Annotated in this window: 23 protein-coding genes and 2 tRNA genes; 17 read left to right on the forward strand and 8 right to left on the reverse strand. The window is 60.3% G+C overall.

The features are described from left to right. Positions 1 to 58 precede the first annotated feature (58 nt). On the forward strand, positions 59 to 817 hold the full coding sequence (locus LIY45_RS05565) for an SDR family oxidoreductase (protein ID WP_226475611.1): 759 nt from the start codon (positions 59 to 61) through the stop codon (positions 815 to 817). Here the strand turns inward: LIY45_RS05565 and LIY45_RS05570 are convergent, their stop codons facing one another. Then, positions 818 to 1,825 carry a DUF481 domain-containing protein gene (locus tag LIY45_RS05570; protein WP_226475612.1) on the reverse strand — a complete coding sequence of 336 codons (1,008 nt, stop codon included), beginning with the start codon at positions 1,823 to 1,825 and terminating at the stop codon, positions 818 to 820. It abuts the gene before it with no gap. A 154-nt stretch (positions 1,826 to 1,979) separates the two neighbouring features. On the opposite strand from LIY45_RS05570, the gene LIY45_RS05575 reads away from it, so the two are divergent. The 4 genes from LIY45_RS05575 to LIY45_RS05590 all read left to right on the forward strand — a co-directional run bounded on the left by LIY45_RS05575 (position 1,980) and on the right by LIY45_RS05590 (position 6,806). Then, on the forward strand, positions 1,980 to 2,342 hold the full coding sequence (locus LIY45_RS05575) for an MGMT family protein (RefSeq protein ID WP_226475613.1): 363 nt from the start codon (positions 1,980 to 1,982) through the stop codon (positions 2,340 to 2,342). A gap of 43 nt (positions 2,343 to 2,385) precedes the next feature. Next, a complete protein-coding gene (locus tag LIY45_RS05580) occupies positions 2,386 to 3,918 on the forward strand; it encodes an AmpG family muropeptide MFS transporter (RefSeq protein ID WP_226475614.1) in 1,533 nt (510 codons plus the stop codon). A 198-nt stretch (positions 3,919 to 4,116) separates the two neighbouring features. Beyond that, positions 4,117 to 5,832, forward strand: coding sequence for a proline--tRNA ligase (locus LIY45_RS05585; protein WP_003208614.1), 1,716 nt, complete (start codon positions 4,117 to 4,119; stop codon positions 5,830 to 5,832). Positions 5,833 to 5,852: 20 nt separating this feature from the next. Further along, positions 5,853 to 6,806, forward strand: coding sequence for a hypothetical protein (locus LIY45_RS05590; RefSeq protein WP_226475615.1), 954 nt, complete (start codon positions 5,853 to 5,855; stop codon positions 6,804 to 6,806). A gap of 115 nt (positions 6,807 to 6,921) precedes the next feature. Here the strand turns inward: LIY45_RS05590 and dinB are convergent, their stop codons facing one another. Next, entirely contained in the window at positions 6,922 to 7,980 is a 1,059-nt protein-coding gene (gene dinB, locus LIY45_RS05595) for a DNA polymerase IV (RefSeq protein ID WP_076015374.1), read from the reverse strand. A 291-nt stretch (positions 7,981 to 8,271) separates the two neighbouring features. Between dinB and LIY45_RS05600 the strand changes: the two genes are divergently transcribed. The 4 genes from LIY45_RS05600 to LIY45_RS05615 all read left to right on the forward strand — a co-directional run bounded on the left by LIY45_RS05600 (position 8,272) and on the right by LIY45_RS05615 (position 12,840). After that, positions 8,272 to 8,348, forward strand: a tRNA-Met gene (locus tag LIY45_RS05600). Positions 8,349 to 8,554: 206 nt separating this feature from the next. Then, positions 8,555 to 8,631, forward strand: a tRNA-Met gene (locus tag LIY45_RS05605). Positions 8,632 to 8,911: 280 nt separating this feature from the next. After that, on the forward strand, positions 8,912 to 11,554 hold the full coding sequence (gene mprF, locus LIY45_RS05610; protein ID WP_226475616.1) for a bifunctional lysylphosphatidylglycerol flippase/synthetase MprF: 2,643 nt from the start codon (positions 8,912 to 8,914) through the stop codon (positions 11,552 to 11,554). Continuing rightward, the gene (locus tag LIY45_RS05615) at positions 11,554 to 12,840 is read left to right on the forward strand and encodes an AcvB/VirJ family lysyl-phosphatidylglycerol hydrolase (protein ID WP_226475617.1); all 1,287 of its coding nucleotides are present in this window, start codon (positions 11,554 to 11,556) and stop codon (positions 12,838 to 12,840) included. The genes mprF and LIY45_RS05615 overlap by 1 nt, the downstream gene beginning before the upstream one ends. A gap of 54 nt (positions 12,841 to 12,894) precedes the next feature. On the opposite strand, the gene LIY45_RS05620 is transcribed toward LIY45_RS05615, so the two are convergent. Continuing rightward, positions 12,895 to 14,796 carry a potassium transporter Kup gene (locus LIY45_RS05620; RefSeq protein ID WP_017480175.1) on the reverse strand — a complete coding sequence of 634 codons (1,902 nt, stop codon included), beginning with the start codon at positions 14,794 to 14,796 and terminating at the stop codon, positions 12,895 to 12,897. 313 nt (positions 14,797 to 15,109) lie between these two features. Between LIY45_RS05620 and rimO the strand changes: the two genes are divergently transcribed. The 5 genes from rimO to tsaA all read left to right on the forward strand — a co-directional run bounded on the left by rimO (position 15,110) and on the right by tsaA (position 19,036). Beyond that, a complete protein-coding gene (rimO, locus tag LIY45_RS05625) occupies positions 15,110 to 16,438 on the forward strand; it encodes a 30S ribosomal protein S12 methylthiotransferase RimO (RefSeq protein ID WP_172834603.1) in 1,329 nt (442 codons plus the stop codon). 103 nt (positions 16,439 to 16,541) lie between these two features. Next, on the forward strand, positions 16,542 to 17,015 hold the full coding sequence (locus LIY45_RS05630; RefSeq protein WP_226475618.1) for a GNAT family N-acetyltransferase: 474 nt from the start codon (positions 16,542 to 16,544) through the stop codon (positions 17,013 to 17,015). A 71-nt stretch (positions 17,016 to 17,086) separates the two neighbouring features. Beyond that, entirely contained in the window at positions 17,087 to 17,797 is a 711-nt protein-coding gene (locus LIY45_RS05635; RefSeq protein ID WP_003208627.1) for an rRNA pseudouridine synthase, read from the forward strand. A 77-nt stretch (positions 17,798 to 17,874) separates the two neighbouring features. Further along, entirely contained in the window at positions 17,875 to 18,336 is a 462-nt protein-coding gene (locus tag LIY45_RS05640) for a DUF1456 family protein (protein ID WP_226475619.1), read from the forward strand. Positions 18,337 to 18,340: 4 nt separating this feature from the next. Continuing rightward, positions 18,341 to 19,036 carry a tRNA (N6-threonylcarbamoyladenosine(37)-N6)-methyltransferase TrmO gene (gene tsaA / locus LIY45_RS05645; RefSeq protein WP_226475620.1) on the forward strand — a complete coding sequence of 232 codons (696 nt, stop codon included), beginning with the start codon at positions 18,341 to 18,343 and terminating at the stop codon, positions 19,034 to 19,036. Between the two features lie 217 nt (positions 19,037 to 19,253). On the opposite strand, the gene fpr is transcribed toward tsaA, so the two are convergent. Next, positions 19,254 to 20,033: a ferredoxin-NADP reductase gene (fpr, locus tag LIY45_RS05650; RefSeq protein WP_003189055.1), complete on the reverse strand. Its 780-nt coding sequence runs from the start codon at positions 20,031 to 20,033 to the stop codon at positions 19,254 to 19,256. Between the two features lie 124 nt (positions 20,034 to 20,157). On the opposite strand from fpr, the gene LIY45_RS05655 reads away from it, so the two are divergent. After that, positions 20,158 to 21,084, forward strand: coding sequence for a LysR family transcriptional regulator (locus LIY45_RS05655; RefSeq protein ID WP_226475621.1), 927 nt, complete (start codon positions 20,158 to 20,160; stop codon positions 21,082 to 21,084). Here the strand turns inward: LIY45_RS05655 and LIY45_RS05660 are convergent. The 3 genes from LIY45_RS05660 to LIY45_RS05670 form a co-directional block, all read right to left on the reverse strand. After that, a complete protein-coding gene (locus LIY45_RS05660; protein ID WP_003208635.1) occupies positions 21,081 to 21,443 on the reverse strand; it encodes a diacylglycerol kinase in 363 nt (120 codons plus the stop codon). The genes LIY45_RS05655 and LIY45_RS05660 overlap by 4 nt on opposite strands. A gap of 75 nt (positions 21,444 to 21,518) precedes the next feature. Next, complete coding sequence (gene erdR / locus LIY45_RS05665; RefSeq protein WP_003208636.1) at positions 21,519 to 22,169, reverse strand: response regulator transcription factor ErdR; 651 nt, start codon at positions 22,167 to 22,169, stop codon at positions 21,519 to 21,521. 254 nt (positions 22,170 to 22,423) lie between these two features. Further along, entirely contained in the window at positions 22,424 to 23,134 is a 711-nt protein-coding gene (locus tag LIY45_RS05670; protein ID WP_226475622.1) for a tRNA-uridine aminocarboxypropyltransferase, read from the reverse strand. A gap of 206 nt (positions 23,135 to 23,340) precedes the next feature. Here LIY45_RS05670 and LIY45_RS05675 point away from each other — a divergent pair, with 206 nt between their 5' ends. Together LIY45_RS05675 and LIY45_RS05680 are read left to right on the forward strand one after the other, a co-directional pair. Beyond that, complete coding sequence (locus LIY45_RS05675; RefSeq protein ID WP_226475623.1) at positions 23,341 to 23,781, forward strand: PA3611 family quorum-sensing-regulated virulence factor; 441 nt, start codon at positions 23,341 to 23,343, stop codon at positions 23,779 to 23,781. A gap of 375 nt (positions 23,782 to 24,156) precedes the next feature. Next, positions 24,157 to 25,266 (forward strand): TIGR00730 family Rossman fold protein, encoded by a 1,110-nt coding sequence (locus LIY45_RS05680; RefSeq protein ID WP_226475624.1) that lies wholly within the window; start codon positions 24,157 to 24,159, stop codon positions 25,264 to 25,266. A 272-nt stretch (positions 25,267 to 25,538) separates the two neighbouring features. On the opposite strand, the gene recX is transcribed toward LIY45_RS05680, so the two are convergent. After that, positions 25,539 to 26,006, reverse strand: coding sequence for a recombination regulator RecX (recX, locus tag LIY45_RS05685; RefSeq protein WP_226475625.1), 468 nt, complete (start codon positions 26,004 to 26,006; stop codon positions 25,539 to 25,541). Positions 26,007 to 26,013: the final 7 nt, after the last annotated feature.

The raw sequence follows: 26,013 nt of genomic DNA on the forward strand, positions 1-26,013 counted from the left end.
AAATTCCGTCAAAAAACAAACTTGGATAGCCGCTTAATTCTGCCCACAGGACTTGCGAATGGATCTCAACGACAAAGTAATCATTATCACCGGCGGTTGCCAGGGTTTGGGCCGTTCCATGGCCGAGTATTTTGCAGCCAAGGGCGCGCATCTGGCGCTGGTGGACCTCAATCAGGAAAAACTCGACCAAGCCGTGGCCGCCTGCCAGGCCCATGGCGTGCAGGCTCGAGCCTACCTGTGCAACGTGGCGAATGAAGAGCAGGTGACCCAGACCGTGGCCCAGATCGCCGAAGACTTCGGCGCGATCAACGGCTTGATCAACAACGCAGGAATTTTGCGCGACGGGCTGCTGCTCAAGGTCAAGGATGGCGAGATGACCAAGATGAGCCTGGCCCAGTGGCAGGCGGTGATCGACGTGAACCTCACCGGCGTGTTTCTGTGCACCCGCGAAGTGGCGGCAAAAATGGTGGAGCTGAAGAACCAGGGCGCCATCATCAACATCTCGTCGATCTCCCGGGCCGGTAACGTCGGCCAGACCAATTACTCCGCCGCCAAGGCCGGTGTAGCGGCCGCCACCGTGACCTGGGCCAAGGAGCTGGCGCGCTACGGCATTCGCGTGGCGGGCATTGCACCGGGGTTTATCGAAACGGAGATGACCCTGGGCATGAAGCCCGAGGCCCTGGAGAAGATGACGTCGGGCATTCCCCTCAAGCGCATGGGGCGGCCCGAGGAGATTGCCCATTCAGCGGCGTATATCTTCGAGAATGACTACTACACCGGGCGGATCCTGGAAATGGACGGCGGGTTGCGCCTTTAATTACCAGGTGACGCCGAACCCTGCGGTATAGCGGGTCTTGCTCAGCGCGCTTTCCGAGTCGCCACTAATAATGTCGCGCTCGGCCTTGAGGTTGAGGGAAGCCCACTCGGTGACTTTGTAGCGCAAGCCCATTTCGGCATCCAGGGAATAGTTGGATGGCCCTGCCAGCGGCTTGCCCAGCTCGCCATTGGTGAAGAACTCGACGGACTTGCCCACCAGGTAGCGGTTGTAGTTCCACTTCATCGCCAGCGAGTAGAAGTTGTCCTTGCCGCCATCCTGGTATTCATAGTCGGTGCGGTTGACCAACGAACCGAGGGAGAACGCGCCCAGTTCGTCATCCCAGAATTGGTAGCCCGGGCCGGTACCCACGGTGCGCTGGCGAGACAGGTCTTCGACTTTGTCGCGCTTGTAGGTCAAGCGCCCCTGCCAGAACCAGTGTTCGGTGAAAAAGCGGTCCAGGTCGTACTCCAGCCCCCAGTTGTCGGTGGTGGTCACGTCGTCCTGGAATTCGCGGTTGTATTCGCCCTGGGCGGTATGGCGCCACTGGCCATGGCGGGCGGTGGTCTTGAAGTCGATGTCGTAATCGTTGGTGTCTTTTTCTGCGCGCTTGTAGTCCAGCGCCATGTCGACATTGCCCTTCCACACCAAGTCTTCGATCACAGGCTTGGGCTTGATGATCTGCTGGATGCTCGCCAGTTCGACAGTCTTGGGCGCCTCACCGTTGGCCAGGGTGACCTTGCCGTCATCGGCCGCCTTCAGGGATTTGGCTTTCTCGCCGATGTAGGCGTCCTGTTTGACCAGCAGCTCCTGATCACTTTCCAGGGTTTTAACCTGCTTCCAGTCCACCGGGATGGCACCGGCATAATCAGTCTGGATCAGCAGTTTGCCACCGTCGAAAACCTTGATCTTGCCGGTCAGGCGGTCACCATTTTTCAACCAGACGGTATCGGCGAGCAGCGGGGTGGAGGCGCTGAAAACAGCAAGGCATAGCAGGGTTCTGGACAACATAAGCGAATACAGGCTCAAGTTTGGCGGAAAAAACGGGCATTATCGGGTTGGATAACTTCTTAGCAAGGACTGACTCGGGTATTTGTATCGAGTTCCGTTCCCAGCCTTACATTTGCAGACATTTCCTACGAACAGACGGATATTTTCATCGGATATGCCCACCGAGAACACAACGACCGACGCTCCGCAAAGCCCGGCCGAAATGCGCCGCACCGTGCTGTACCTGACCCTTGCCCAAGTACCTGAAGGCTGCGTAATCAGCTACGGAGAGCTGGCGCACCTCGCCGGTTTGGGTCGTGCCGCACGCTGGGTGGGCCGCACCCTGAGCCAACTGCCCGAGGACACCAAATTGCCCTGGCACCGCGTGTTGGGTGCCGGTGGTCGGATAAGTCTGCCGGTGGGCAGTGCCTCAGGGGACGAGCAACGTGCGCGTTTACGTGCTGAAGGTGTCAGTATCCTGAACAATCGCGTTGATATTCAGCGTCATGGCTGGCGCCCGGTAGAGCACAGCGGTTAGAGTGCGCGCTTTATTTGCGTAATTCTGAGGCAGACTCCAGCCCATGCCCCGTAAAACCTGGCGCGCCGCGCTCGCCGCCTATGCCAGCCCCTCGACGTTAGTGCTGCTGTTGCTCGGCTTTGCTGCCGGCATGCCTTACATGTTGGTGTTCTCGACGCTCTCGGTGTGGTTGCGTGAGGCCGGTGTGGCCCGCGAAACCATCGGTTACGCGAGCCTGATCGGCCTGGCCTATGCCTTCAAGTGGGTCTGGTCGCCCTTGCTTGACCAATGGCGCCTGCCATTGCTCGGCAAGCTCGGACGTCGTCGATCCTGGTTAGTCTTGTCCCAGACGCTGGTTATCCTCGGATTGATCGGCATGGGGTTCTGCGATCCGCAAAAACACCTGTCCTGGCTGATCGCTATCGCGGTTATCGTCGCCTTCGCTTCCGCCACCCAAGATATCGCGGTCGACGCCTACCGCCTGGAAATCGCCGACGACAGCCAGCAGGCCGCGCTCGCCGCCAGCTATATGTCCGGTTATCGCGTGGCCGCCCTGCTGGCCACCGCAGGCGCCCTGTTTTTTGCTGAAGGCTTCGGTTCCACCGGGTTCAATTACAAGCACTCGGCATGGACCGGCACCTATGTGCTGTTTGGTGTGCTGATGGTGCCTGCGCTGCTGACCACGCTGCTGATGCGCGAACCCAATGTGCCATTGCGCACCCAACTGCAGGCCGGGCGCTACAGCTTTGCTCACCAGTTAGTCTCGGTGTTCGTGTTGATCGTGCTGCTGGTCTCGGTACCGGCGATGTTCACCCAGCTGTACAACACTGACTTCGCCAGCGTGCTGTTCCAGGGCGTGAGCCTGCTGGATCTGCTGCTGGAAGACCGCGCGTTCCTGCGGGCCATCCTCTATATCATCCTCACCACCCTGTGCCTGTCGACCATGGGCCGCCGGGGCCTGGCGCCAGTGCTCACACCGGTCAACGACTTTATCCTGCGCTACCGCTGGCAGGCCCTGCTGCTGTTGGGGCTGATTGCCACCTATCGCATGTCGGACACGGTAATGGGCGTCATGGCCAACGTGTTCTATATCGACCAGGGTTTCACCAAGGACCAGATCGCTGGCGTCAGCAAGATCTTCGGCTTGATCATGACCCTGCTGGGTGCCGGCATGGGCGGCCTGCTGATCGTGCGTTTCGGGATCCTGCCGATTCTGTTTATCGGCGGCATTGCATCGGCCGGCACCAACCTGCTGTTCGTGATGCTCGCCGACATGGGCCCGGACCTGCAGATGCTGATTTTCACCATCTCCTTGGATAACTTCAGTTCCGGCATGGCGACCTCGGCGTTTGTCGCGTACCTGTCGAGCCTGACCAACCTGAAGTTCTCCGCCACCCAATACGCGTTGCTCAGTTCGATCATGTTGCTGCTGCCGCGCTTGATCGGCGGGTATTCGGGGGTGATGGTCGAGAAGTTCGGCTACCACAACTTCTTCCTGATCACCTGCCTGCTGGGTGTGCCGACGCTGATCCTGATTGCCTTGCACTGGTTCCAGGAAAGCCGGCGGATTCGGCTGAATCCAACCAAAGAAGACTGAAAACACGCGGTCAATGTGGGAGCGGGCATGCCTGCGATTGCATCACCGCGGTGTAACTGACACACCGTGTTGCCTGCATCGCAGGCAAGCCCGCTCCCACAGAAGCCCTGCTCCAGCAACCAGATGCCTGTACGTCGGCGGCAAGCGCCCGTACAATCCCAAGTCATTTCAAGTCCAAGCAACCGACAACGGCCTACCATGCGCACCAGTCAATATTTGCTCGCCACACAGAAAGAAACGCCTTCCGACGCGGTCGTGATCAGCCACCAGCTGATGCTGCGCGCCGGCATGATCCGCAAACTGGCCTCGGGCCTGTACACCTGGCTGCCCATGGGCTTGAAGGTGATGCGCAAGGTCGAAGCCATCGTTCGTGAAGAAATGAACGCTGCCGGCTCTCTGGAAGTGTTGATGCCGAGCACCCAACCGGCTGAGCTGTGGCAGGAATCCGGGCGCTGGGAAGAGTACGGCCCTGAATTGCTGCGCTTCAAGGATCGTCATGGCCGCGACTTCTGCGCCGGCCCGACCCACGAAGAAGTGATCACCGACCTGATGCGTAACGAGTTGAGCAGCTACAAGCAGCTGCCCCTCAACCTGTATCAGATCCAGACCAAATTCCGTGACGAAATCCGCCCACGCTTCGGTTTGATGCGTGGCCGCGAATTCATCATGAAGGACGCGTATTCGTTCCACGCTGACCAGGCGTCTCTGCAGGTCACCTACGACCGCATGCACACCGCCTACTGCAACGTGTTCACCCGCCTGGGCCTGAAATTCCGCCCGGTTGAAGCGGACAACGGCTCCATCGGCGGTGCCGGCTCCCACGAATTCCACGTGCTGGCCGAATCCGGTGAAGACGACATCGTGTTCAGCAACGGCTCCGACTACGCGGCGAACATCGAGAAAGCCGAAGCCGTGCCACGGGAAACGTCGCGCCCTGCGCCAAGCGAAGAGCTGCGCCTGGTGGACACACCTGAGACCAAGACCATCGCGGCCCTGGTGGAGAAATTCAATCTGCCGATTGAAAAGACCATCAAGACCCTGATCGTGCGCGCCGAGGAAGAAGGCAAGCTGATTGCCCTGGTAATCCGCGGCGACCACGAGCTCAACGAAATCAAAGCCGCCCAGCAGCCTGGCGTTGCCAGCCCGCTGGTCATGGCCACCGACTCCGAGCTGCGCGACGCCATTGGCGCCGGTGCGGGTTCCCTGGGCCCGCTGAACCTGCCGTTGCCCATCATCATCGACCGTTCGGTTGAGCTGATGAGCGACTTCGGCATCGGTGCGAACATCGATGACAAGCACTACTTCGGCGTGAACTGGGAACGTGACCTGCCGGTTCCAACCGTGGCCGACCTGCGCAACGTGGTGGCCGGCGACCCGAGCCCGGACGGCAAGGGCACCCTGGAAATCAAGCGCGGCATCGAAGTCGGGCACATCTTCCAGCTGGGCAACAAGTACAGCAAGGCGATGAAGTGCGAAGTGCTGGGCGAGAACGGCAAGCCGATCACCCTGGAAATGGGCTGCTACGGCATTGGTGTTTCCCGCGTGGTTGCGGCTGCCATCGAGCAGAACAACGACGAGAAAGGCATCATCTGGAGCGACGCCCTGGCGCCCTTCCAGGTTGCCCTCGTACCCCTGCGCTACGAAACCGAGCAAGTACGCGAAGCCACCGACAAACTGTATGCCGAACTCACGGCGGCCGGTTTTGAGGTGCTGCTGGATGATCGGGACAAGAAAACCAGCCCGGGCATCAAGTTCGCCGACATGGAACTGATTGGCATCCCACACCGGATCGTGGTCAGTGACCGCGGCCTGGCCGATGGCAACCTGGAATACAAGAGCCGGACCGAAGCCGAAGCCCAACCGTTGCCGGTGGCTGACGTGCTGTCTTTCCTTCAGGCGCGTATTCGTCGCTGAAAACCAGATCAAGAGTCGTCATGTTCAAGCGAAACACCATAGCCCTGGGGGGCGCCACGTTATGTGGCGCCCTGCTGGTCAGCGGCTGCGCCAACCAAATGTCGCAACGCAGCGAACACGAGGAACGTATCGAGCGCAAATTGCTCGATCACAGCCTGCAGATCGACGTGGGCGAACCCAAGGTGCTGGAGCTGCCGCAACGCCGGGTTCGCATTCACGAGCAAAAGACCTTTGAGGTCACCGAATTCGAAGTCACCCGTCGTTACGACCGCTACACGCCCTACCAGCCTTGGCGCAAACTCTACGAGATACCCTTTGGCGCGGTCGCGCTTGTGGCGGGCGTCGGCGCTAACGTGGCGAATGTCTTTGCCCTGGGCAACCTGCCTTCCAGCATGACCCGCGACTGGCTCACCTACGGCGTGGACGGGATCAACCCGTTCATGAACGTGCAATCCAACGGTCGGGCGCAACAGAACCTGGCGGGTATCGATGAAGTCCAGCGCGACAAGCGCGTGGAGTATTCAAGCCTGCCCTGGAGCGAACGCCCGGTGCAGGTGACCGCCGGCAAGCAAACCCATGAGCTGACCACCGACCGTAACGGCGTGCTGCGCCTGAACCTGTTGGACAGCCCGTTTGCCGAGCAGGACCTGAACCGCATCAACACCCTGAAGATCAGTGTGGAAGATGCCCAGGACGATGTGCACTCGGACTCGTCCCTGGCCGTCAGCGGCACGCTGCGCAGCAAACTGCTCGAAGCCCACGCCTTGATCTACGACGACCTGGAAGACGACGAAGTCAACGAGTGGGTACACCGGGTCAAGCGTCTGTCGGAGCTGGGCCTGGAAGAAGAAGCCAGCGAGCTGGAACAAAGCCTGATCGAACTGACCCGCAATGATCCCGAGTTGCAGCAGGAGTTCTTGCAGGCCTTGACCAAGGATGCGGGTCGCCTGGTGGCGGACCCTGAGGCACGCTGAAGCCGTTAAATGTGGGAGCGGGCTTGCTCGCGAATGCGGTGTGCCAGCTGGTGCATGTGCTGGCTGACACGCCGCATTCGCGAGCAACCCCGCTCCCACATTTGGTTTGCAGTTTCTACCAGGGAAATTGAAGCTGCTCGTTGCCGCTACTCAAATCCAGCAAGCGCACCCCTATTCCCAGCAATCGCACCGGCTTGCCGCCACGATTGAACGCCTGGGTCAGCAACTGCCGGTAACTCTCCAGATCCCGCCCTGCCCCGGCCTGCTCCAGCGTGGTCTGGGTAAAGTCGTGGAACTTCACTTTGACGAACGGCTTGCCCGCCCGGTAACTGCTGTCGATGCGCGCCATGCGCCCGGCCAGGGTGTCCATCAGCTCCGGCAGTTTTTCCAGGCAACTGGGCAAATCCGGCAGGTCGACATCGTAGGTGTTTTCCACGCTGATGGATTGCCGGCGGCTGTCGTTCTGCACCACACGGTCATCAATCCCACGGGCCAGGCTCCAAAGCCGCTCGCCGAAGCTGCCAAATTCACGCACCAGCGCCAGCTTGTTCCACTCTCGCAGTTGCAGGCAGTCTTCGATCCCCAGCCGCGTCAGCTTGTCGGCCGTTACCTTGCCCACGCCATGGAGCTTTTTCACCGGCAGCGCCGAGACAAAGTCTTCCACCTGATCGGGGGTGATCACAAACAGTCCGTTGGGCTTTTTCCAGTCGCTGGCGATTTTGGCGAGAAACTTGTTCGGCGCCACGCCCGCGGAAACGGTGATGTGCAATTGGTTGGAGACCCGCCGGCGAATGTCCTGGGCAATGCGCGTGGCGCTGCCGCCGAAATGCGGGCTGTCGGAGACGTCCAGGTAGGCTTCATCCAGGGACAACGGCTCGATCAGGTCGGTGTAGTCGCGAAAGATCGTCTGGATTTCCTTGGAGGCTTCTTTATAGGCATCCATGCGCGGCTTGACGATGGTCAGGTCCGGGCACAGCTTCAAGGCGTGCCGGGACGACATGGCCGAACGCACACCGTAGGCCCGTGCTTCATAGTTGCAGGTAGCGATCACCCCGCGACGGTCTGCCGAGCCGCCAACCGCCAGGGGCTTTTGCGCCAGGGTCGGGTCGTCGCGCATCTCGATGGCGGCGTAGAAGCAATCACAGTCAACGTGGATGATTTTGCGCTGCGTCATATATAAGGCAGTGGTTCTGGGCAGAAAACGAACAGGCAGGCAGTATCTCACTCACACCTGTATATAGCACCAGTAGTTTGAATCTTCCGCCTAAGCGGTAGGAAAATTCGTAGATGAATTCATTTTCTCAATCGAAACACACCCCCCAATAGAGCTGAAAGCCTTGGCCAGACTGGCCCCGAGCCCGATCAAGGGGCCAGCTTGGAGAGCTAACCGATTGAACCACAAGCGCTTTTCTTTGAATCAGCGGTTGACACACTCGCGTTCCTCTGTAGAATGCCGACACACAGACGCGGGATGGAGCAGTCTGGTAGCTCGTCGGGCTCATAACCCGAAGGTCGTCGGTTCAAATCCGGCTCCCGCAACCAAACATCAAAAAAGGCTACTCGAAAGAGTGGCCTTTTTTGTGCCTGTCTGTTTTACCCGCCTTTTCGATTGTCTGACAAAAATCCTTTCTCAATCGCGCACTTACCACTGGGGCGTGACAATCCGACGCTAATTTGCACTTATTTGACCCATCGTTCGATTAACGGTTGACACCCCGCCGTTGCTCTGTAGAATGCCGCCACACAGACGCGGGATGGAGCAGTCTGGTAGCTCGTCGGGCTCATAACCCGAAGGTCGTCGGTTCAAATCCGGCTCCCGCAACCAAACATCAAAAAAGGCTGCTCGAAAGAGTGGCCTTTTTTGTATCTGACGAAAAAGTCCTTTTGAAACAATGGTATGGCATCTTTCATGAAACCGTACACGGTTTGTAGAGTCCATCTCATTGCAAGCTATGCTAAGTCTTCAAGCACTGTCCTTCTACGACCATTGGGCGCTGTCGCCGCACCGCGCGATACGCGTTAATATTTGTAATTATTTTGTACATAGGGATTGGTAACTTGGCTGGATACCTCCATCCTGTCGCGCACAATCCACGAGGTGATTGATGCGCGCCAACTCGTCTGAACCACAAGACCCTGTCACAGCGACACAACCGATCACTCCCACCCGCTTACGCTGGCTGGATCTGTTGAGCAAATACCGCCAACCCATTGGGCTGGCCGTCACCTTGCTGCTGTTCGCAATCGCCCTTATTGCCTGTCGTCACCTGCTGCTTGAGCTGGACCTGTACGCGCTCCACGATTCGATCCTGGAAGTGCCGAAGCCTGCACTGCTCGGCGCATTCGGTGCCGCTGTCACCGGTTTCATCATTCTGTTGGGCTATGAATTTTCCGGCGCTCGCTATGCCGGCGTGAAACTGCCGGCCAAGACCCTGGCCTACGGCGGCTTTACCGCTTTCGCCATCGGCAACGCGATTGGTCTGTCGATGCTCTCGGGCGGTTCGGTGCGCTACCGTCTCTATGCACGGTATGGCATCGGCGCTTCGGAAGTGGCCCGCATGACCGTGTTTGCCAGCCTGGCCCTGGGTTGTGCACTGCCGCCACTGGCTGCGCTGGCCACCCTGAGCAACCTGCCCGCTGCATCCAACGCGCTGCATTTGCCCGCGAGCTTGCTCGGCGGTATCGCCGGCGCTGTATTGCTGTTGACGGCGGCACTGTGCATCGGCATTTATCGCCGCCGCCTGCCGGAACAACCTTATCCGGACAACCTGCTGGTCAAGGCCGGGCGCCGCACCTTGCGGCTGCCGGGCCGTCGCCTGACCTTCCTGCAACTGATCATCACCGCCCTCGACGTCGCCGCGGCTGCCACCGTGCTGTATATGCTGTTGCCGGAAGCGCCACCCTTTGGCCCATTCCTGCTGGTGTACCTGCTGGCCCTGGCCGCCGGTGTGCTCAGCCATGTACCGGGCGGCGTCGGGGTGTTCGAAGCAATCCTGCTGGCCGCCTTTGCCGACAAGCTCGGCGCCGCGCCACTGGCCGCCGCACTGCTGCTGTACCGGATGATCTACGTGGTGCTGCCGCTGTTGATCGCCTGTGTGTTCCTGCTGGTCAATGAAGCCCAGCGCCTGTTCCATACGCAACAAAGCCTGCGCGCGGCCTCGGGCCTCGCTGCGCCGATCCTGGCCGTACTGGTTTTTTTGTCAGGCGTGGTCCTGCTGTTTTCCGGCGCAACCCCGGAAATCGACTCACGCCTGGAAAACATCGGCTTCCTGATTCCTCATCGCCTGATTGACGCTTCGCACTTTGGTGCCAGCCTGATCGGCGTGCTCTGCCTTCTGTTGGCCCAGGGCCTGCGTCGCCGGTTGTCCGCCGCGTGGATGCTGACCATGGTGCTGCTGCTGACGGGCGCCCTGCTCTCCTTGCTCAAGGGTTTCGACTGGGAAGAAGCCAGCCTGATGACCATGACGGCGGTGCTGCTGGCGATCTTTCGGCGCTCGTTCTATCGCGCCAGCCGCCTGACCGAACTGCCGTTCTCGCCGCTGTACCTGGTGGCCAGCGTATGCGTGCTCGGTGCGTCGATCTGGCTGCTGCTGTTCGCCTACCAGGACGTGCCCTATAGCCATCAGCTGTGGTGGCAGTTCACCCTCGACGCCAACGCCCCGCGCGGCCTGCGCTCGCTGCTGGGCGCCGCCGTGGTGCTGGTGGTGGTGTCGCTGACCTGGCTGCTGCGTACCGCGCGCCCGATCATCCACCTGCCAACGCCTGAGGAACTGGAGCGCGCCACCAAGATCCTGATGAACTCGGCGCAACCCGATGGCGGCCTGGCACTGACCGGCGACAAAGCCCTGCTGTTTCACCCCAACGACGAGGCGTTCCTGATGTACGCTCGTCGCGGTCGCAGCCTGGTGGCCTTGTACGATCCGATCGGCCCCACCCTGCAACGGGCCGAAATGATCTGGCAGTTCCGCGACCTGTGCGACATTCACCACGCCCGCCCGGTGTTCTACCAGGTGCGCGCCGAGAACCTGCCGTATTACATGGACATCGGCCTGACCGCGATCAAGCTGGGTGAAGAAGCCCGGGTCGACCTGAAACGCTTTGACCTGGAAGCCAAGGGCAAAGAGATGAAGGACCTGCGCTACACCTGGAACCGCGGGACCCGTGATGGCTTGTCCCTGGAGATCCACGAACCCGGCCAGGCCCCGATGGAGGAGCTGAGAGTCATCTCCGACGCGTGGCTGACCGGCAAGAACGTGCGGGAAAAAGGCTTTTCCCTCGGACGATTCAGCGACGACTACCTCAAGCACTTTCGTATTGCGATCATTCGCTTCGAAGGGCACCCGGTAGCGTTTGCGAACCTGCTTGAGACCTACAGCCACGACCTGGCCAGTCTCGACCTGATGCGTGCGCACCCGGACGCGCCGAAACTGACCATGGAGTTCATGATGGTCGGCCTGATTCAACATTATAAGAACCATGGCTACGCCCGCTTCAGCCTCGGTATGGTGCCGTTGTCGGGCCTGCAACCACGACGTGGCGCCCCGCTGACCCAGCGCCTGGGCTCGATGGTGTTCCGCCGTGGCGAGCAACTGTATAACTTCCAAGGCTTGCGCCGCTTCAAAGACAAGTTCCAGCCTGACTGGGAACCCCGTTATATGGCCGTGCCCGCAGGACTTGATCCGCTGGTGGCACTGGCCGACACCGCCGCCCTGATTGCGGGTGGCTTGACTGGATTGGTGAAACGCTGATGATTCGACGCTCCTGGCGGTATGTATTGGCATTCTTGGTGGTACTGGCACTGATCCTCGGTGGCGGTTACTGGTACTGGAACCGCCCTGCACCGCAACCGACTCTGGAACAACTGCCCCAGGCCGATGGCACGGTCCTGACCCGCGTAACCCCAGGCACCGCACCTAAAGCCCGGGTGGCCGTGGCCGTGCTGGCCGATGAAACCCTGACCGACAGCCAACTGATTGCCCTCAGCCAGGGCGGCGTAGCGCAGATCGTCCAGGTGATCTTGCCCAAGGACGACTGCAAGCTGCAGGAACAGGCCCTGCAAACCGCCCTGGGCCAGCTTGCCGGCCCGGCGACCCTGGTGAGCGGCATCGGCCCTGGCGCATCGCTGGCCTGGCGCTGGCTGGCCGCACAGAACGACGACAAGGCCAATGCCATCTCCGTCGGCTTCGCGCTGGCGCAGCCGGGCTGCAACGACCCGCTGCCGAAAACCTCGGCCCACGGCAGCTGGCTGGTGGCCTGGAACGATAACCCTGACGACGATGCCGCCAGTTTCGTACGCGACACGCCGCGCGCCACCACCAGCATCAGCGACTACGACGTTCACTACCCGCAAGTGCTGAACAACGAACTGCGCAAGCAACTGGTGGGTTCGGACAACGGCGGCCTGGCGATCCCGGTGGTCGAAGTGCCGGCTGGCCAGGCCAAGGACACGGTCACCCTGTTCCTCTCCGGCGACGGCGGCTGGCGTGACCTGGACCGCGACGTGGCCGGTGAAATGGCCAAGATCGGCTACCCGGTGGTCGGCATCGACACCCTGCGCTACTACTGGCAGCACAAGACCCCGGAACAAAGCGCCAAGGACCTCACCGAGCTGATGCAGCACTACCGGCAGAAATGGGGCACCAAGCGCTTTGTGCTGACCGGTTACTCGTTCGGCGCCGACGTGTTGCCGGCCATCTACAACCGCCTGCCGGAAAACGAGCAGCAGCGTGTAGACGCGATCATCCTGCTGGCCTTTGCCCGCACCGGCAGCTTCGAGATCGAAGTGGAAGGCTGGTTGGGCAACGCCGGTAAAGAAGCGGCTACCGGCCCGGAAATGGCCAAGCTGCCGCCTGCCAAGGTTGTGTGCATCTACGGTGCCGAGGAAGTCGACGAGAGCGGCTGCACCGATAAGACCGCAGTCGGCGAAGCCGTGAAGCTGCCTGGCGGCCATCACTTCGACGAGAACTACCCGGCGCTGGCCAAGCGTTTGGTCGATATCATCGAGAAGCGCCAGGGCAAGACCCCGGCCGAATAAGCGCCCACAAAAAAGCCCCCGCTGCCGCAAGGCACCGGGGGCTTTTTGTTGGGCTTACATTTCTACTTGAGTGCCGAGCTCGATCACCCGGTTAACCGGCAGCTTGAAGAAGCGCAGGTTGCCGTTGGCGTTCTTGAGCATGAAGGCGAACAACCCTTCACGCCAGCGCGCCATGCCCTTGATGCGGGAGGCGATCACGGTTTCGCGGCTGAGGAAGTAGGTGGTGCGCATCGGGCTGAAGTCCAGGTCATCCAGATGGCACAGCTTCAGCGCCTCGGGCACGTCCGGCTCGTCGACGAAACCGAAGTGCAGGATCACCCGGAAGAAACCCTCGCCATAGGAATCAACTTCGAACCGACGCTGGGCGGGTACACGGGGGATGTCTTCGTAGACCACCGTCAACAACACCACCTGTTCATGCAACACCTGGTTATGCAGCAGGTTATGCAACAAGGCGTGAGGCACGGCATCCGGGCGCGCGGTCAGGAACACTGCCGTGCCTTGGACGCGATGAGGCGGCTGCACACGGATACTGCTGATAAAGATCGGCAGCGGCAGCCCACCTTCGTCCAGCCGGTCCACCAGCAGCTCCTTGCCGCGCTTCCAGGTGGTCATGAGGATAAACAACACAATCCCCGCCAATACCGGAAAGGCACCGCCCTGCACGATCTTGGGCACGTTGGCGGCGAAGAACAGCCCATCCACCAGCAGGAAACCGATCAACACGGGGATCGCCAGTACCGGCGGCCATTTCCACAGCAGCAGCATCACTGCCGATACCAGGATGCTGGTGATGAGCATGGTGCCCGTCACCGCCACACCGTAGGCCGAGGCCAGGGCGTTGGAAGATTCGAAGCCCAGCACCAGCAGGATCACACCCACCATCAGCGACCAGTTCACTGCGCCAATGTAGATCTGGCCTTGTTCGGCGCTGGAAGTGTGCTGGATATGCATGCGCGGGATGTAACCGAGCTGTATTGCCTGGCGGGTCAGGGAGAACGCCCCGGAGATCACCGCCTGGGAGGCGATCACGGTGGCCAACGTCGACAGCGCCACCAGCGGGATCAACGCCCAATCCGGTGCCAGCAGGTAGAACGGGTTACGGGCCGCCTCTGGATTTTCCAGCAGCAGCGCACCCTGGCCAAAGTAGTTGAGCACCAAAGCCGGCAGCACCAGGGCGAACCAGGCACGGGCAATCGGCTTGCGCCCGAAGTGGCCCATGTCGGCGTAGAGCGCTTCAGCACCGGTCAGTGCCAGCACCACCGCGCCGAGAATCGCCACGCCCATGCCAGGATGAGCGGTGAAGAAGCGCACGCCCCACACCGGATTCAGCGCATTGAGCACTTCAGGGTGCTGGCTGATGCCGTGCACACCCAAGCCGCCCAGCACCAGGAACCACACCACCATCACCGGCCCGAACAATTTGCCGATGCGGTCAGTGCCGTGTTTCTGGATCAGGAACAGCCCGACCAGCACCACCAGCGAAAGCGGCACGACCCAGCGCTCAAGGCCATCAAAGGCCAACTCCAGGCCTTCCACCGCCGACAATACCGAGATTGCCGGGGTGATCATGCTGTCGCCGTAAAACAGCGCCGCACCGATCAGGCCGAGAATCACCAGCACCGAACGCAACTTGGGATAAGGCGACGCCGCCCGCCGGGCCAGTGCCGTCAGGGCCATGATGCCACCCTCGCCCTGGTTGTCGGCGCGCAGGATAAACAGCACGTACTTGATCGAAACGACCCAGACCAACGACCAGAAAATCAGTGCCAGGATCCCGAAGACCCCATCATGATTGACCGGAACCCCATACCCACCGGTAAACACCTCTTTAAGGGTGTAGAGCGGGCTGGTGCCGATATCGCCGTAAACCACCCCCACTGCCGCCACCAGCATGCCGATCGGCTTTGCGTTGGAATGCTCGGCACCTGCTGCCTGACTACTTGCCTGACCCATCAACCACTCCTGCCCTTTGACCTGCGGTCTTTTATAAACAGCGCGCCTGCTGCGGGCGCCTATGCTGTCCACAGCATGCGCTGTTTTACTTCTCGTTACAGACGATTTATTGACCGAGGAAATTCACTCAGGTGCAACGGCGCGAAGCATAGCGCAGCACTCGTCGTATTTCCCTGCATAAAGCTGGTCAAGAGCGATTCCCGTCGCTAGAATTGCGCACTTTTTGATCAGAGGCGCACTAAGCGCCCATCCGCAGCCTTTCGTGCACGACGGGCGGCGTCATTCAATACCGAGGTTAGACATGTCCACCACCATCGCAAAAGCCAACCCCAAGGTCGGCTTTGTATCCCTGGGTTGCCCAAAGGCTCTGGTCGACTCCGAACGCATCCTTACGCAACTGCGCATGGAAGGCTATGACGTCGTGTCCACCTACCAGGACGCGGACGTGGTGGTGGTCAACACCTGCGGCTTCATCGACTCGGCCAAGGCAGAGTCCCTGGAAGTGATCGGCGAAGCCATCAAGGAAAACGGCAAGGTGATCGTCACCGGCTGCATGGGTGTGGAAGAAGGCGCCATCCGCAACGTGCACCCGAGCGTGCTGGCCGTGACCGGCCCGCAGCAGTACGAGCAAGTGGTCAACGCCGTGCACGACGTAGTGCCGCCGCGCCAGGACCACAACCCGTTGATCGACCTGGTGCCGCCGCAAGGCATCAAGCTGACGCCGCGCCATTACGCCTACCTGAAGATTTCCGAAGGCTGCAACCACAGCTGCAGCTTCTGCATCATCCCGTCGATGCGCGGCAAGCTGGTGAGCCGCCCGGTGGGCGACGTACTGGACGAGGCCCAGCGCCTGGTGAAATCCGGCGTGAAAGAGCTGCTGGTGATCTCCCAGGACACCAGCGCCTATGGCGTCGACGTCAAGTACCGCACCGGTTTCTGGAACGGCGCGCCGGTGAAAACCCGCATGACCGAACTCTGCGAAGCCCTGAGCAGCCTCGGCGTGTGGGTTCGCCTGCACTACGTTTATCCGTACCCGCACGTCGATGAGCTGATCCCGCTGATGGCCGCCGGCAAGATCCTGCCGTACCTGGACATCCCGTTCCAGCACGCCAGCCCGAAAATCCTCAAGGCCATGAAACGCCCGGCCTTCGAAGACAAGACCCTGGCGCGCATCAAGAACTGGCGCGAGATCTGCCCGGACCTGATCATCCGTTCCACCTTCATCGTCGGCTTCCCCGGCGAAACCGAAGAAGACTTCCAGTACCTGCTGGACTGGCTGACCGAGGCCCAGCTGGACCGCGTCGGCTGCTTCCAGTACTCGCCGGTGGAAGGTGCTCCGGCCAACCTGCTGGACGCTGCCATCGTTCCAGACGACGTCAAGCAGGACCGTTGGGAGCGCTTCATGGCGCACCAGCAGGCCATCAGCTCGGCACGCCTGCAACTGCGCATCGGCCGCGAGATCGAAGTCCTGATCGACGAAGTCGACGAACAAGGCGCGGTTGGCCGCTGCTTCTTCGATGCGCCGGAAATCGACGGCAACGTGTTCATCGACGACGCCAGCGGCCTGAAGCCCGGCGACAAGGTATGGTGCACCGTGACCGACGCCGACGAGTACGACCTGTGGGCTGAAAAGCGCGCATAAGGTGTAAAGAATTGAAAAAGCCCTGCTTCTGGACAAGATGCGGGGCTTTTTTAGGTCTATCGTTTTGCCCATCAGCGCCAAACATCAGCAAGGGGCAGCGGGCATGCGTCAGCATTCGGTTATCCATACACCCAGATCCAGCGACTATCAGGAACTGACCCGCATCTGGGAGGCTTCGGTGCGTGCCACCCATGACTTCCTGCCGGACAGTTACATCCAGTTGCTGAAAAACCTGGTGCTAACCCGCTACCTCGACGCCGTGATGCTGATCTGCACCAAGGACTCGCGCCAGCGCATCACCGGGTTTGCCGGAGTAGCAGCGGGCAAGGTCGAGATGCTGTTTATCGACCCCGAACACCGTGGCCAGGGCCTGGGCCGACAATTGCTGCGCTATGCCGTCGAGTCCATGAACGCCGACCAACTGGACGTCAACGAACAGAACCCGCAGGCACTGGGCTTTTACTTCAAGCAGGGCTTTGAGGTAATCGGACGCACGGACCACGACGGCATGGGCCAGCCTTATCCGTTGCTGCACATGCGTTTGCGCCAGGCCCAGCAACAGGCCCGCCGCGGCTAAATGAAATGGAGCCGGGATTAACCGGCGCCACACAGGTACAATAGCCGCCCCCTTTTGTTTCGGCCCTTGTCATGACTGAACCCCTACGCCTCTCCAAACGCCTCATCGAACTGGTCGGTTGCTCCCGTCGGGAGGCCGAGCTGTTCATCGAAGGCGGCTGGGTCACGGTGGACGGCGAAGTGATCGACGAGCCGCAGTTCAAGGTCACCACCCAGAAGGTCGAGCTTGACCCTGAGGCCAAGGCCACTGCGCCGGAGCCGGTGACCATCCTGTTCCACGCCCCCGCCGGTGTGGATGCCGAGACGGCCATGGCGTCGATCAACGCCGAGACCCTGTCGGAAGAACACCGCTTCAGCAAGCGCCCGCTCAAAGGCCACTTCCTGCGCCTGACCGCCAGCAGTGACCTGCAAGCCAAGGCCAGCGGCCTGCTGGTGTTCACCCAGGACTGGAAGATCCTGCGCAAGCTGACCGCTGACGCGAACAAGATCGAACAGGAATACGTGGTGGAAGTGTCCGGCGACATGGTCGCCCACGGCCTGAACCGCCTCAACCACGGCCTGACCTACAAAGGTAAGGAATTGCCAGCGGTGAAAGCCAGCTGGCAGAACGAGAACCGCCTGCGCTTTGCGTTGAAAAACCCGCAACCGGGTGTGATTGCCTTGTTCTGCGAAGCCGTTGGCCTGAAAGTCGTCGCCATTCGACGCATCCGCATTGGCGGAGTCTCCATCGGCAAAGTGCCGGTAGGCCAATGGCGCTATCTGTCCGGCAAAGAAAAGTTCTAAGACTTTTTTCGCCGCCGAATCTCTCGACACCGCCTGCCTGGGCGGTGTCCACAGTTGAATGACCAGGATTGCCCACCATGATTCACAATGACGTACTGCGCAGCGTGCGCTACATGCTCGACATCAGCGACAACAAGATGGTCGAGATCATCAAGCTCGGCGGCATGGAAGTCACCAAGGACGACCTGCTGACCTACCTCAAGAAAGACGAGGAAGAAGGCTTCGTGTTCTGCCCGGACGACGTCATGGCGCATTTCCTCGATGGCCTGGTGATCTTCAAGCGCGGCAAGGACGAAAGCCGTCCACCGCAGCCGATCGAACTGCCGGTGACCAACAACATCGTCCTGAAGAAACTGCGCGTGGCCTTCGAACTGAAAGAAGACGACATGCACGCGATCCTCAAGGCTTCCGAGTTCCCGGTGTCCAAGCCAGAGCTGAGCGCGCTGTTCCGCAAGTTCGGCCACACCAACTACCGCACCTGTGGTGACCAGCTGTTGCGCAACTTCCTCAAGGGCCTGACCCTGCGCGTTCGCGCCTAAGCCCGTGAGCTACAGCGTCTCGCCCATCGGCTTTGTCCGCTCCTGCTTCAAGGAGAAGTTCGCCATCCCGCGCCAGCCACAACTGGCGCCTGCCGCCCGGGGCGTGCTGGAACTGGTGGCGCCGTTCGACCAGGGTGAGGCGGTGCAGGGGCTGGAGCAGGTCAGCCATGTGTGGTTGCTGTTCCTGTTCCATCAGGCGCTGGAAGACAAACCCCGGCTGAAAGTGCGCCCGCCTCGCCTCGGTGGCAACACGTCCATGGGCGTGTTCGCCACCCGCGCGACCCACCGGCCGAATGGCATTGGCCAATCGGTGGTCAAGCTGGACAAGGTGGAAGACGGCCGCCTGTGGATATCCGGCATCGACCTGCTGGATGGCACGCCGATTCTCGACATCAAGCCGTACGTGCCGTACGCAGACATCGTTGACACCGCGACCAACAGCATCGCCAGCGCTGCGCCACAGCTGATTCCCGTGCAGTGGCTGAAGACTGCGCTGCAACAGGCAGAAGGCCACGCTCAGCGCCTTGACGAGCCGTTGGTGGCGTTGATCGAACAGTGCCTGGCGCAGGATCCACGGCCGGCGTACCAGACGCCGGGGCCGGAGCGAGAATACGGGGCGCAGTTCTGGGACGTGGACGTGCGGTGGCACTATCCCGAAGCCGGGATGATTTGTGTGCTGGAAGTGATTGCCGCCAAGTAAATCCCGGAAACGAAAAAGCCCGCGCTGCCTGTGAAGGCAACGCGGGCTTTTTAGTCGCACCAAATTCATGTGGTGAGGGAGCTTGCTCCCGTTGGGCTGCGCAGCGGCCCCAAAACCTGATACCCCATTTTATCTGGAACAACCAGGTGGCCTCGCCAGGACCGCTTCGCAGTCCAACGGGAGCAAGCTCCCTCGCCACAAAAGCAAATCGGTTCGCTTATTTCTCGACGAACGCACGCTCGATCAAGTAGTCACCCGGTTCACGCATACGCGGGGAAACCTTCAGACCGAAGCTGTTCAGCACTTCGCTGGTTTCATCCAGCATGCTCGGGCTGCCGCACAACATGGCGCGGTCGTCTTCAGGGTTGATCGGCGGCAGGCCGATGTCACTGAACAGCTTGCCGCTGCGCATCAGGTCGGTCAGGCGGCCTTCGTTTTCGAACGGCTCACGGGTCACGGTCGGGTAGTAGATCAACTTGTCACGCAGGGCCTCGCCGAAGAACTCGTTCTGCGGCAGGTGCTCGGTGATGAATTCGCGGTAGGCGACTTCGTTGACGTAACGCACGCCGTGGCACAGGATCACTTTTTCGAAACGCTCGTAGGTTTCCGGGTCCTGGATCACGCTCATGAACGGCGCCAAGCCAGTACCCGTGCTGAGCAGGTACAAGTGTTTGCCCGGCTTCAAATCGTCGAGCACCAAGGTGCCCGTCGGTTTTTTGCTGATGATGATCTCGTCGCCTTCCTTCAAGTGCTGCAATTGGGAAGTCAGCGGGCCATCAGGCACCTTGATGCTGAAGAACTCCAGATGCTCTTCCCAGTTCGGGCTGGCAATGGAGTAAGCGCGCATGAGCGGGCGGCCATTAGGCTGTTGCAGGCCGATCATCACGAACTGACCGTTCTCGAAGCGCAGGCCCGGATCGCGGGTGCACTTGAAGCTGAACAGAGTGTCGTTCCAGTGATGAACACTGAGGACACGCTCGTGGTTCATGTTGCTCATGTACGGGGGACTCCTGGAAATGGGTCTGCGCCAAATGATGGATGCGCAATTGCACAGCATTCTAATGGCGGCGACAATATCTGTTAACTGGATTATTAAGATAAGGGTTATCGGTTATATCGATATGCGATTTACTCTACGTCAACTGCAAGTCTTCGTCGCCGTCGCCCAGCAGGAAAGCGTCTCGCGCGCTGCTGGCCTTCTGGCCTTATCTCAATCCGCCGCGAGCACCTCGATTACCGAGCTGGAGCGCCAATCCAGCTGCCAATTATTCGACCGCGCGGGTAAACGCCTGAGCCTCAACGCCCTGGGCCACCAGCTATTGCCCCAGGCGGTGGCACTGCTGGACCAGGCCAAGGAGATCGAGGACCTGCTCAACGGCAAGTCGGGCTTCGGCTCCCTGGCCGTCGGCGCCACCCTGACCATTGGCAATTACTTGGCCACGTTGCTGATCGGCAGCTTCATGCAACAACATCCCGAGAGCCAGGTGAAGCTGCATGTGCAGAACACTGCGCATATCGTGCATCAGGTGGCGCACTACGAAATTGATCTGGGTCTAATCGAAGGCGACTGCAGCCACCCGGACATCGAGGTGCAAACCTGGGTAGAAGACGAACTGGTGGTGTTCTGTGCGCCCCAGCATCCCTTGGCCAAACGCGGCCAGGCCACCATGGAAGAGTTGACCCATGAGGCGTGGATCCTGCGGGAACAAGGCTCCGGCACCCGCCTGACCTTTGACCAGGCCATGCGGCATCACCGCAGCGCGCTGAATATCCGCCTGGAGCTGGAACACACCGAGGCGATCAAACGCGCGGTGGAATCAGGCTTGGGGATTGGCTGCATTTCCCGGCTGGCGCTGCGCGACGCCTTCCGGCGCGGCAGCCTGGTACCGGTGGAAACCCCGGACCTGGACCTGGCCCGGCAGTTCTACTTCATCTGGCACAAGCAAAAGTACCAGACCTCGGCCATGCGCGAATTCCTCGAGCTGTGCCGTTCCTTCACTGCCGGGGTGCAGCGCAGCGACGAGATTGTGCTGCCGACCATTGCCTAGATCAGGATCACGGCCCACACCAGGGTAATCATGGTCAGCGCGACAAACTGTGCGGCGCTGCCCATGTCCTTGGCGTTTTTCGACAAGGGGTGCAGGTCCAGGGAAATCCGGTCAATCGCCGCTTCGACAGCGGAGTTGAGCAACTCGACGATCAACGCCAGCAGGCACACGGCAATCAGCAGCGCCCGCTCTACCCGGCTGACGTTCAGGAAGAAACTCAGCGGGATCAGGATGACATTGAGCAACACCAACTGACGAAAAGCCGCCTCGCCGGTGAAAGCCGCACGCAGGCCATCCAGGGAATAGCCCCCCGCGTTGAAGATACGTTTGATACCGGTTTGACCTTTGAAAGGCGACATAGAGTAGGCAACTGAGCAAAAAGGTGTGGGGAAACTAGAGCAAGCAAAGTCAAAAAAACGTGAATGAACAGCATCTTAGTGCTGCGAAATTGACTCAAGTTGTTGCAGCAGCAATGCAGCCTGGGTTCGCGTACGCACACCCAGTTTGCGGAAAATCGCCGTGACATGGGCCTTGATGGTCGCTTCCGACACGCTCAACTCGTAGGCAATCTGCTTGTTCAACAGGCCTTCGCAGACCATGGTCAGCACGCGGAACTGCTGGGGCGTCAGGCTGGCCAGGCCATCACGGGCGGCCTTGGCTTCGTCGGAGACATTGATCTCTTCAAAGGCTTGGGGCGGCCAGGAGACATCGCCATCCAACACCGTGCGCACAGCTTTCTGGATATCTTCCATGGAGCTGGACTTGGGAATGAAACCACTGGCACCGAACTCCTTGGAGCGCACCACCACCGACGCCTCCTCCTGCGCCGAGACCATCACCACCGGAATTTGTGGGTATTGCCCGCGCAGCAGCACCAACCCGGAAAAGCCGTAGGCACCCGGCATGTTCAGGTCCAGCAGGACCAGGTCCCAGTCGGATTTTTCGGTGAGGCGGGTTTCCAGCTCGGCAATGCTGGCGACTTCGACGAGGCGTACATCTGGCCCCAGGCCCAGCGTGACCGCCTGGTGCAGCGCGCTGCGAAACAGCGGGTGGTCATCGGCAATCAGGATTTCGTATGTGGCCATTGATTAAATGATCCTGTTTTTTATGGGGGCACTGATGGGTTCAGTGCTCGCCAACACGCAAGGTGGCTGCCAGGCCAGCAGTCACCAAAGGGCGCGCTCAACGTCAAAAGACGACGTATCCAATCTGTGACAGCGCCCCAATCGGCGCCAAGCATGCCCAGCGCAGCCTGGGTGGTCAAGCGCTACGCCCGTGGCCATTCTAGCGGCCTGCGTGTTTGCGCGGCCATCATGCAAAGGTCGGCTGGCCATGACCCCTATAGATAAGGTGCCAGACGAGTATGGACGACATCGGCCGGGTCCAGCGCCAACTGAAACTTGGCGGCCAGGTAGTGGGTGCTGAACACGTCCAGATAGGCGTCGAGCACTTCGCTGGCCGCCTGATCTTCAGCGAGCTCCAGGCACAGGGCCGCCACTTCGGCGGTGCAGAAATGATCATCACGCTTGGAGCGGCGCAGTTTGTAGCGCGAGAGTTGCTCGGGAGCCAGGCTCAGCACCGGCAAGTGCTCCAGGTACGGGCTCTTGCGGAACATCTTGCGCGCCTCACTCCAGGTACCGTCCAGCAGAATGAACAGCGGGCGCTTGCCCTCTTCCAGGCTGACCTGGTTGACCACCCGCTCCGGCGTCACGAATTCGCCGGGAAAGACGATATAAGGCTGCCACTGCGGGTCGGCCAGCAAGGCGAGCAACTCAGGCTCGACTTCAGTCCGTGACCAGGGGAATGCGGTGGTGTCGTCGATCACATCGGCAATCAGCCAGCCGGTGTTGCTGGGCTTCATCGGCTCGACGTCATGCATCAGCAGGCACATGCCGGATTTGGCCTGGACCTTGGGCCGCCAGGCACACAGGCAATATTCGGGAATCACCCGGCAGTCGGGGCAGCGCTCGGCCCGGGAGCCCCGCGCAACAAACGGCTTGACGGCGCGGGCCAGGCGCTGGGTGCGCAGACGGGAAACGGCATGGCTCATCGGGTGCGCCGCCGGAAAGTGGAAATCGACACGGATAGAACTCGGGAAGGCAAAAGTTGCCGCAGTTTACCAGAGGCGCCCGCGCCCACCTGCACTTCCCGGTAATACGCTGGCCGTAGTGGCAAGCGGTCACCTATAATCCCGCGCCACTGAACGCACAGCGCAGTGGCTGGTCTATGCACCAGTAACCGAATCAGGAGAGTTTCATGCTGCGTCTTATGCCACGCCTTGTAGTTCCGTCCGTCGCCCTTGCGTTGGTGTTGCCTCTGGGTGCCCAAGCGGCCTCGTTGCTGGAGGCTCAACTGAACAGGAAGCTGCAAAGCGTCGCAGAGGAAAGCAACAAGAACTTGCCTCGGGAAATTGACGATAAAACCCTGGAAGTGGCCTACACCGTTGAAGGCCTGCAACTGATTGATCATCTCAGCGTACTGCCAGACCGTGCCGAGCAAATGCGCGCCAATCCCAAGGCCGTGTACTTCCAACTGGGTCAAAGCGTGTGCCTGAACACGGGTTATCGCGAGCTGATGGCCAAGGGCGCGATCATGCGCTATGACATCACCGAGAACAAAACCAACCGCCCGGTAGCGTCTGTGAAGTTCCAGGAAGCAGACTGCCCCGCACCGGCTGCTGCGAAGAAGAAAAAGTAAGCGATGCCTCCTGTCGCGCGCCGCTGATCAGCGGCGCGCAATATGCCCCACCGAACTATCCGCAAGTGCCCGCTCTCGGCAACGTCTAAACTCCCTCAGATGTGATCAATAAGCGGTTGCCAGCCAAGACTTTATAGGCTCATGATCAATTCATCCTGAAAGCCTGGAACATCGGGTTTTCACACCGTTCTGTAACATTTTCAGGGCAAAAGAGGGTTGCCCTCCTGTGCGTGCAATGCAAAGGTTTTTAAACATAAGGAACATACAGAACCGGTTTCGCCCACTTTGTTAATCAGAGGCAACGACACATGCAGTGTCGTGGTCCCGACGAATTTCTCGCCGGCACCCAGGGTTCTGTGAAGAAGGAGAAGTTGAATGCCTTACGAACCGAATGAACTCCTGATCCGTCAATTTCAAGAAAACGGCACTGACCTCACGCAGCAGGTCGACGCGCAACTCCACCTGATTGCGCCCAACAGCCCGAACATCCCCCTTTATCGCGACATGATCTTCACCGTGTTGCGCATGGCCCAGGACGACCGCAGCCGCTGGAACGCCAAGATCACCTTGCAGGCAATCCACGAACTGGACCACGCCTTCCGGGTGCTCGAACAGTTCAAGGGCCGACGCAAAGTTACGGTGTTCGGTTCGGCGCGCACGCCGGTGGAAAGCCCGCTGTATGCCTTGGCCCGGGAAGTGGGCGCGGTCCTGGCCCGCTCGGACCTGATGGTGATTACCGGCGGTGGCGGCGGCATCATGGCGGCGGCCCACGAAGGGGCTGGGTTGCAACACAGCCTGGGGTTCAACATCACCCTGCCGTTTGAACAGCACGCCAACCCGACCATCGATGGCACCGAGAACCTGCTGTCCTTCCACTTCTTCTTTACCCGCAAGCTGTTCTTCGTGAAGGAGGCCGACGCCTTGATCCTGTGCCCAGGCGGTTTCGGCACCCTGGATGAAGCGCTGGAAGTGCTGACCCTGATCCAGACCGGCAAAAGCCCGCTGGTCCCAGTGGTACTGCTGGATGCACCGGGCGGTAGCTTCTGGCAAGGCGCCTTGGATTTTATCCGCAGCCAGCTTGAAGCCAATCGCTACATCTTGCCCACTGACCTCAAGCTGGTGCGCCTGGTGTACAGCGCTGAGGAGGCGGTGGAAGAGATCAATCAGTTCTACGCCAACTTCCATTCCACCCGCTGGCTGAAGCGCCAATTTGTGATTCGCATGAATCATCCATTGAGTGACCGTGCACTGGCCCACCTGCAGGAGGCATTTGCCAGTCTTCGCCTCAGTGGCGACTTCCAACAAATTGCGTACACCGGCGAGGAGCATGACGAGCCAAGCTTCAGCCATCTGACACGCCTGGTATTCAACTTCAACGGGCGTGACCAGGGACGGTTGCGGGAGTTGGTGGACTACATCAACTTGCCGGAAAACTGGGCCCAGGCTCAGGGAAAAACGCAGCAGCGGGTGACGGAGACGGCGTGATTTGCCCTTGAAACGCAAAAAGGCCCGCTATTTTCATAGCGGGCCTTTTGGGTTGTGTCAGGTAGAACGATGCGCAGGTTGGGGCCGCTGCGCAGCCCAGCGGGAGCAAGCTCCCTCGCCACACCAAGGCCCGCTATTTTCATAGCGGGCCTTTTGGGTTGTGTCAGGTAGAACGATGCGCCGGTTGGGCCGCTGCGCAGTCCAGCGGGAGCAAGCTCCCTCGCCACACCAAGCCCCGCAATAATCAGAGCAACCATTTACAGGCGCAGCCTTCAGTCATCCATATCTCGACCGCTCAACAGGCGGCTGATCATCTCCATCGAAAACCCCCGATAACTCAGGAAGCGACCTTGCTTCGCTCGCTCCCGCGCATCAATAGGCAGATGCCCGGCAAACTTGCGACGCCAGGTATCTTCCAATTGCGCCTGCCAGTTGATACCGCACTCACGTAACGCGAGCTCGATATCAACACGCTGCAGGCCACGCTGACTTAGCTCTTCACGAATTCGCGCAGGGCCATAGCCGGATCGGGCTCGGTAAGACACAAAACTTTCGAGGTAACGGGATTCCGACAGCAGTCCTTCTTCCGTCAAGCGGTCCAGGGCTGCGTCGATCATCTCAGGATCTGCGCCGCGCTGACGCAGTTTACGCGTCAGCTCGACTCGACCGTGCTCGCGACGTGCGAGCAGGTCCATTGCAGTGCGCCTTACGGCGACGGGTGTATCCAGGACAACACTCATCGTTTGC

The sequence above is a fragment of the Pseudomonas sp. MWU16-30323 genome (genome assembly GCF_020515595.1).
In the GTDB taxonomy this organism is placed as follows: domain Bacteria; phylum Pseudomonadota; class Gammaproteobacteria; order Pseudomonadales; family Pseudomonadaceae; genus Aquipseudomonas; species Aquipseudomonas yamanorum.

Bases quoted from the DNA above. Each gene is read 5' to 3' on its own strand.
- LIY45_RS05565 (WP_226475611.1), top strand. From the start codon at position 59: ATGGATCTCAACGACAAAGTAATCATTATCACCGGCGGTTGCCAGGGT.
- LIY45_RS05570 (WP_226475612.1), bottom strand. From the start codon at position 1,825: ATGTTGTCCAGAACCCTGCTATGCCTTGCTGTTTTCAGCGCCTCCACC.
- LIY45_RS05575 (WP_226475613.1), top strand. From the start codon at position 1,980: ATGCCCACCGAGAACACAACGACCGACGCTCCGCAAAGCCCGGCCGAA.
- LIY45_RS05580 (WP_226475614.1), top strand. From the start codon at position 2,386: ATGCCCCGTAAAACCTGGCGCGCCGCGCTCGCCGCCTATGCCAGCCCC.
- LIY45_RS05585 (WP_003208614.1), top strand. From the start codon at position 4,117: ATGCGCACCAGTCAATATTTGCTCGCCACACAGAAAGAAACGCCTTCC.
- LIY45_RS05590 (WP_226475615.1), top strand. From the start codon at position 5,853: ATGTTCAAGCGAAACACCATAGCCCTGGGGGGCGCCACGTTATGTGGC.
- dinB (WP_076015374.1), bottom strand. From the start codon at position 7,980: ATGACGCAGCGCAAAATCATCCACGTTGACTGTGATTGCTTCTACGCC.
- mprF (WP_226475616.1), top strand. From the start codon at position 8,912: ATGCGCGCCAACTCGTCTGAACCACAAGACCCTGTCACAGCGACACAA.
- LIY45_RS05615 (WP_226475617.1), top strand. From the start codon at position 11,554: ATGATTCGACGCTCCTGGCGGTATGTATTGGCATTCTTGGTGGTACTG.
- LIY45_RS05620 (WP_017480175.1), bottom strand. From the start codon at position 14,796: ATGGGTCAGGCAAGTAGTCAGGCAGCAGGTGCCGAGCATTCCAACGCA.
- LIY45_RS05630 (WP_226475618.1), top strand. From the start codon at position 16,542: ATGCGTCAGCATTCGGTTATCCATACACCCAGATCCAGCGACTATCAG.
- LIY45_RS05635 (WP_003208627.1), top strand. From the start codon at position 17,087: ATGACTGAACCCCTACGCCTCTCCAAACGCCTCATCGAACTGGTCGGT.
- LIY45_RS05640 (WP_226475619.1), top strand. From the start codon at position 17,875: ATGATTCACAATGACGTACTGCGCAGCGTGCGCTACATGCTCGACATC.
- fpr (WP_003189055.1), bottom strand. From the start codon at position 20,033: ATGAGCAACATGAACCACGAGCGTGTCCTCAGTGTTCATCACTGGAAC.
- LIY45_RS05655 (WP_226475621.1), top strand. From the start codon at position 20,158: ATGCGATTTACTCTACGTCAACTGCAAGTCTTCGTCGCCGTCGCCCAG.
- LIY45_RS05660 (WP_003208635.1), bottom strand. From the start codon at position 21,443: ATGTCGCCTTTCAAAGGTCAAACCGGTATCAAACGTATCTTCAACGCG.
- erdR (WP_003208636.1), bottom strand. From the start codon at position 22,169: ATGGCCACATACGAAATCCTGATTGCCGATGACCACCCGCTGTTTCGC.
- LIY45_RS05670 (WP_226475622.1), bottom strand. From the start codon at position 23,134: ATGAGCCATGCCGTTTCCCGTCTGCGCACCCAGCGCCTGGCCCGCGCC.
- LIY45_RS05675 (WP_226475623.1), top strand. From the start codon at position 23,341: ATGCTGCGTCTTATGCCACGCCTTGTAGTTCCGTCCGTCGCCCTTGCG.
- LIY45_RS05680 (WP_226475624.1), top strand. From the start codon at position 24,157: ATGCCTTACGAACCGAATGAACTCCTGATCCGTCAATTTCAAGAAAAC.
- recX (WP_226475625.1), bottom strand. From the start codon at position 26,006: ATGAGTGTTGTCCTGGATACACCCGTCGCCGTAAGGCGCACTGCAATG.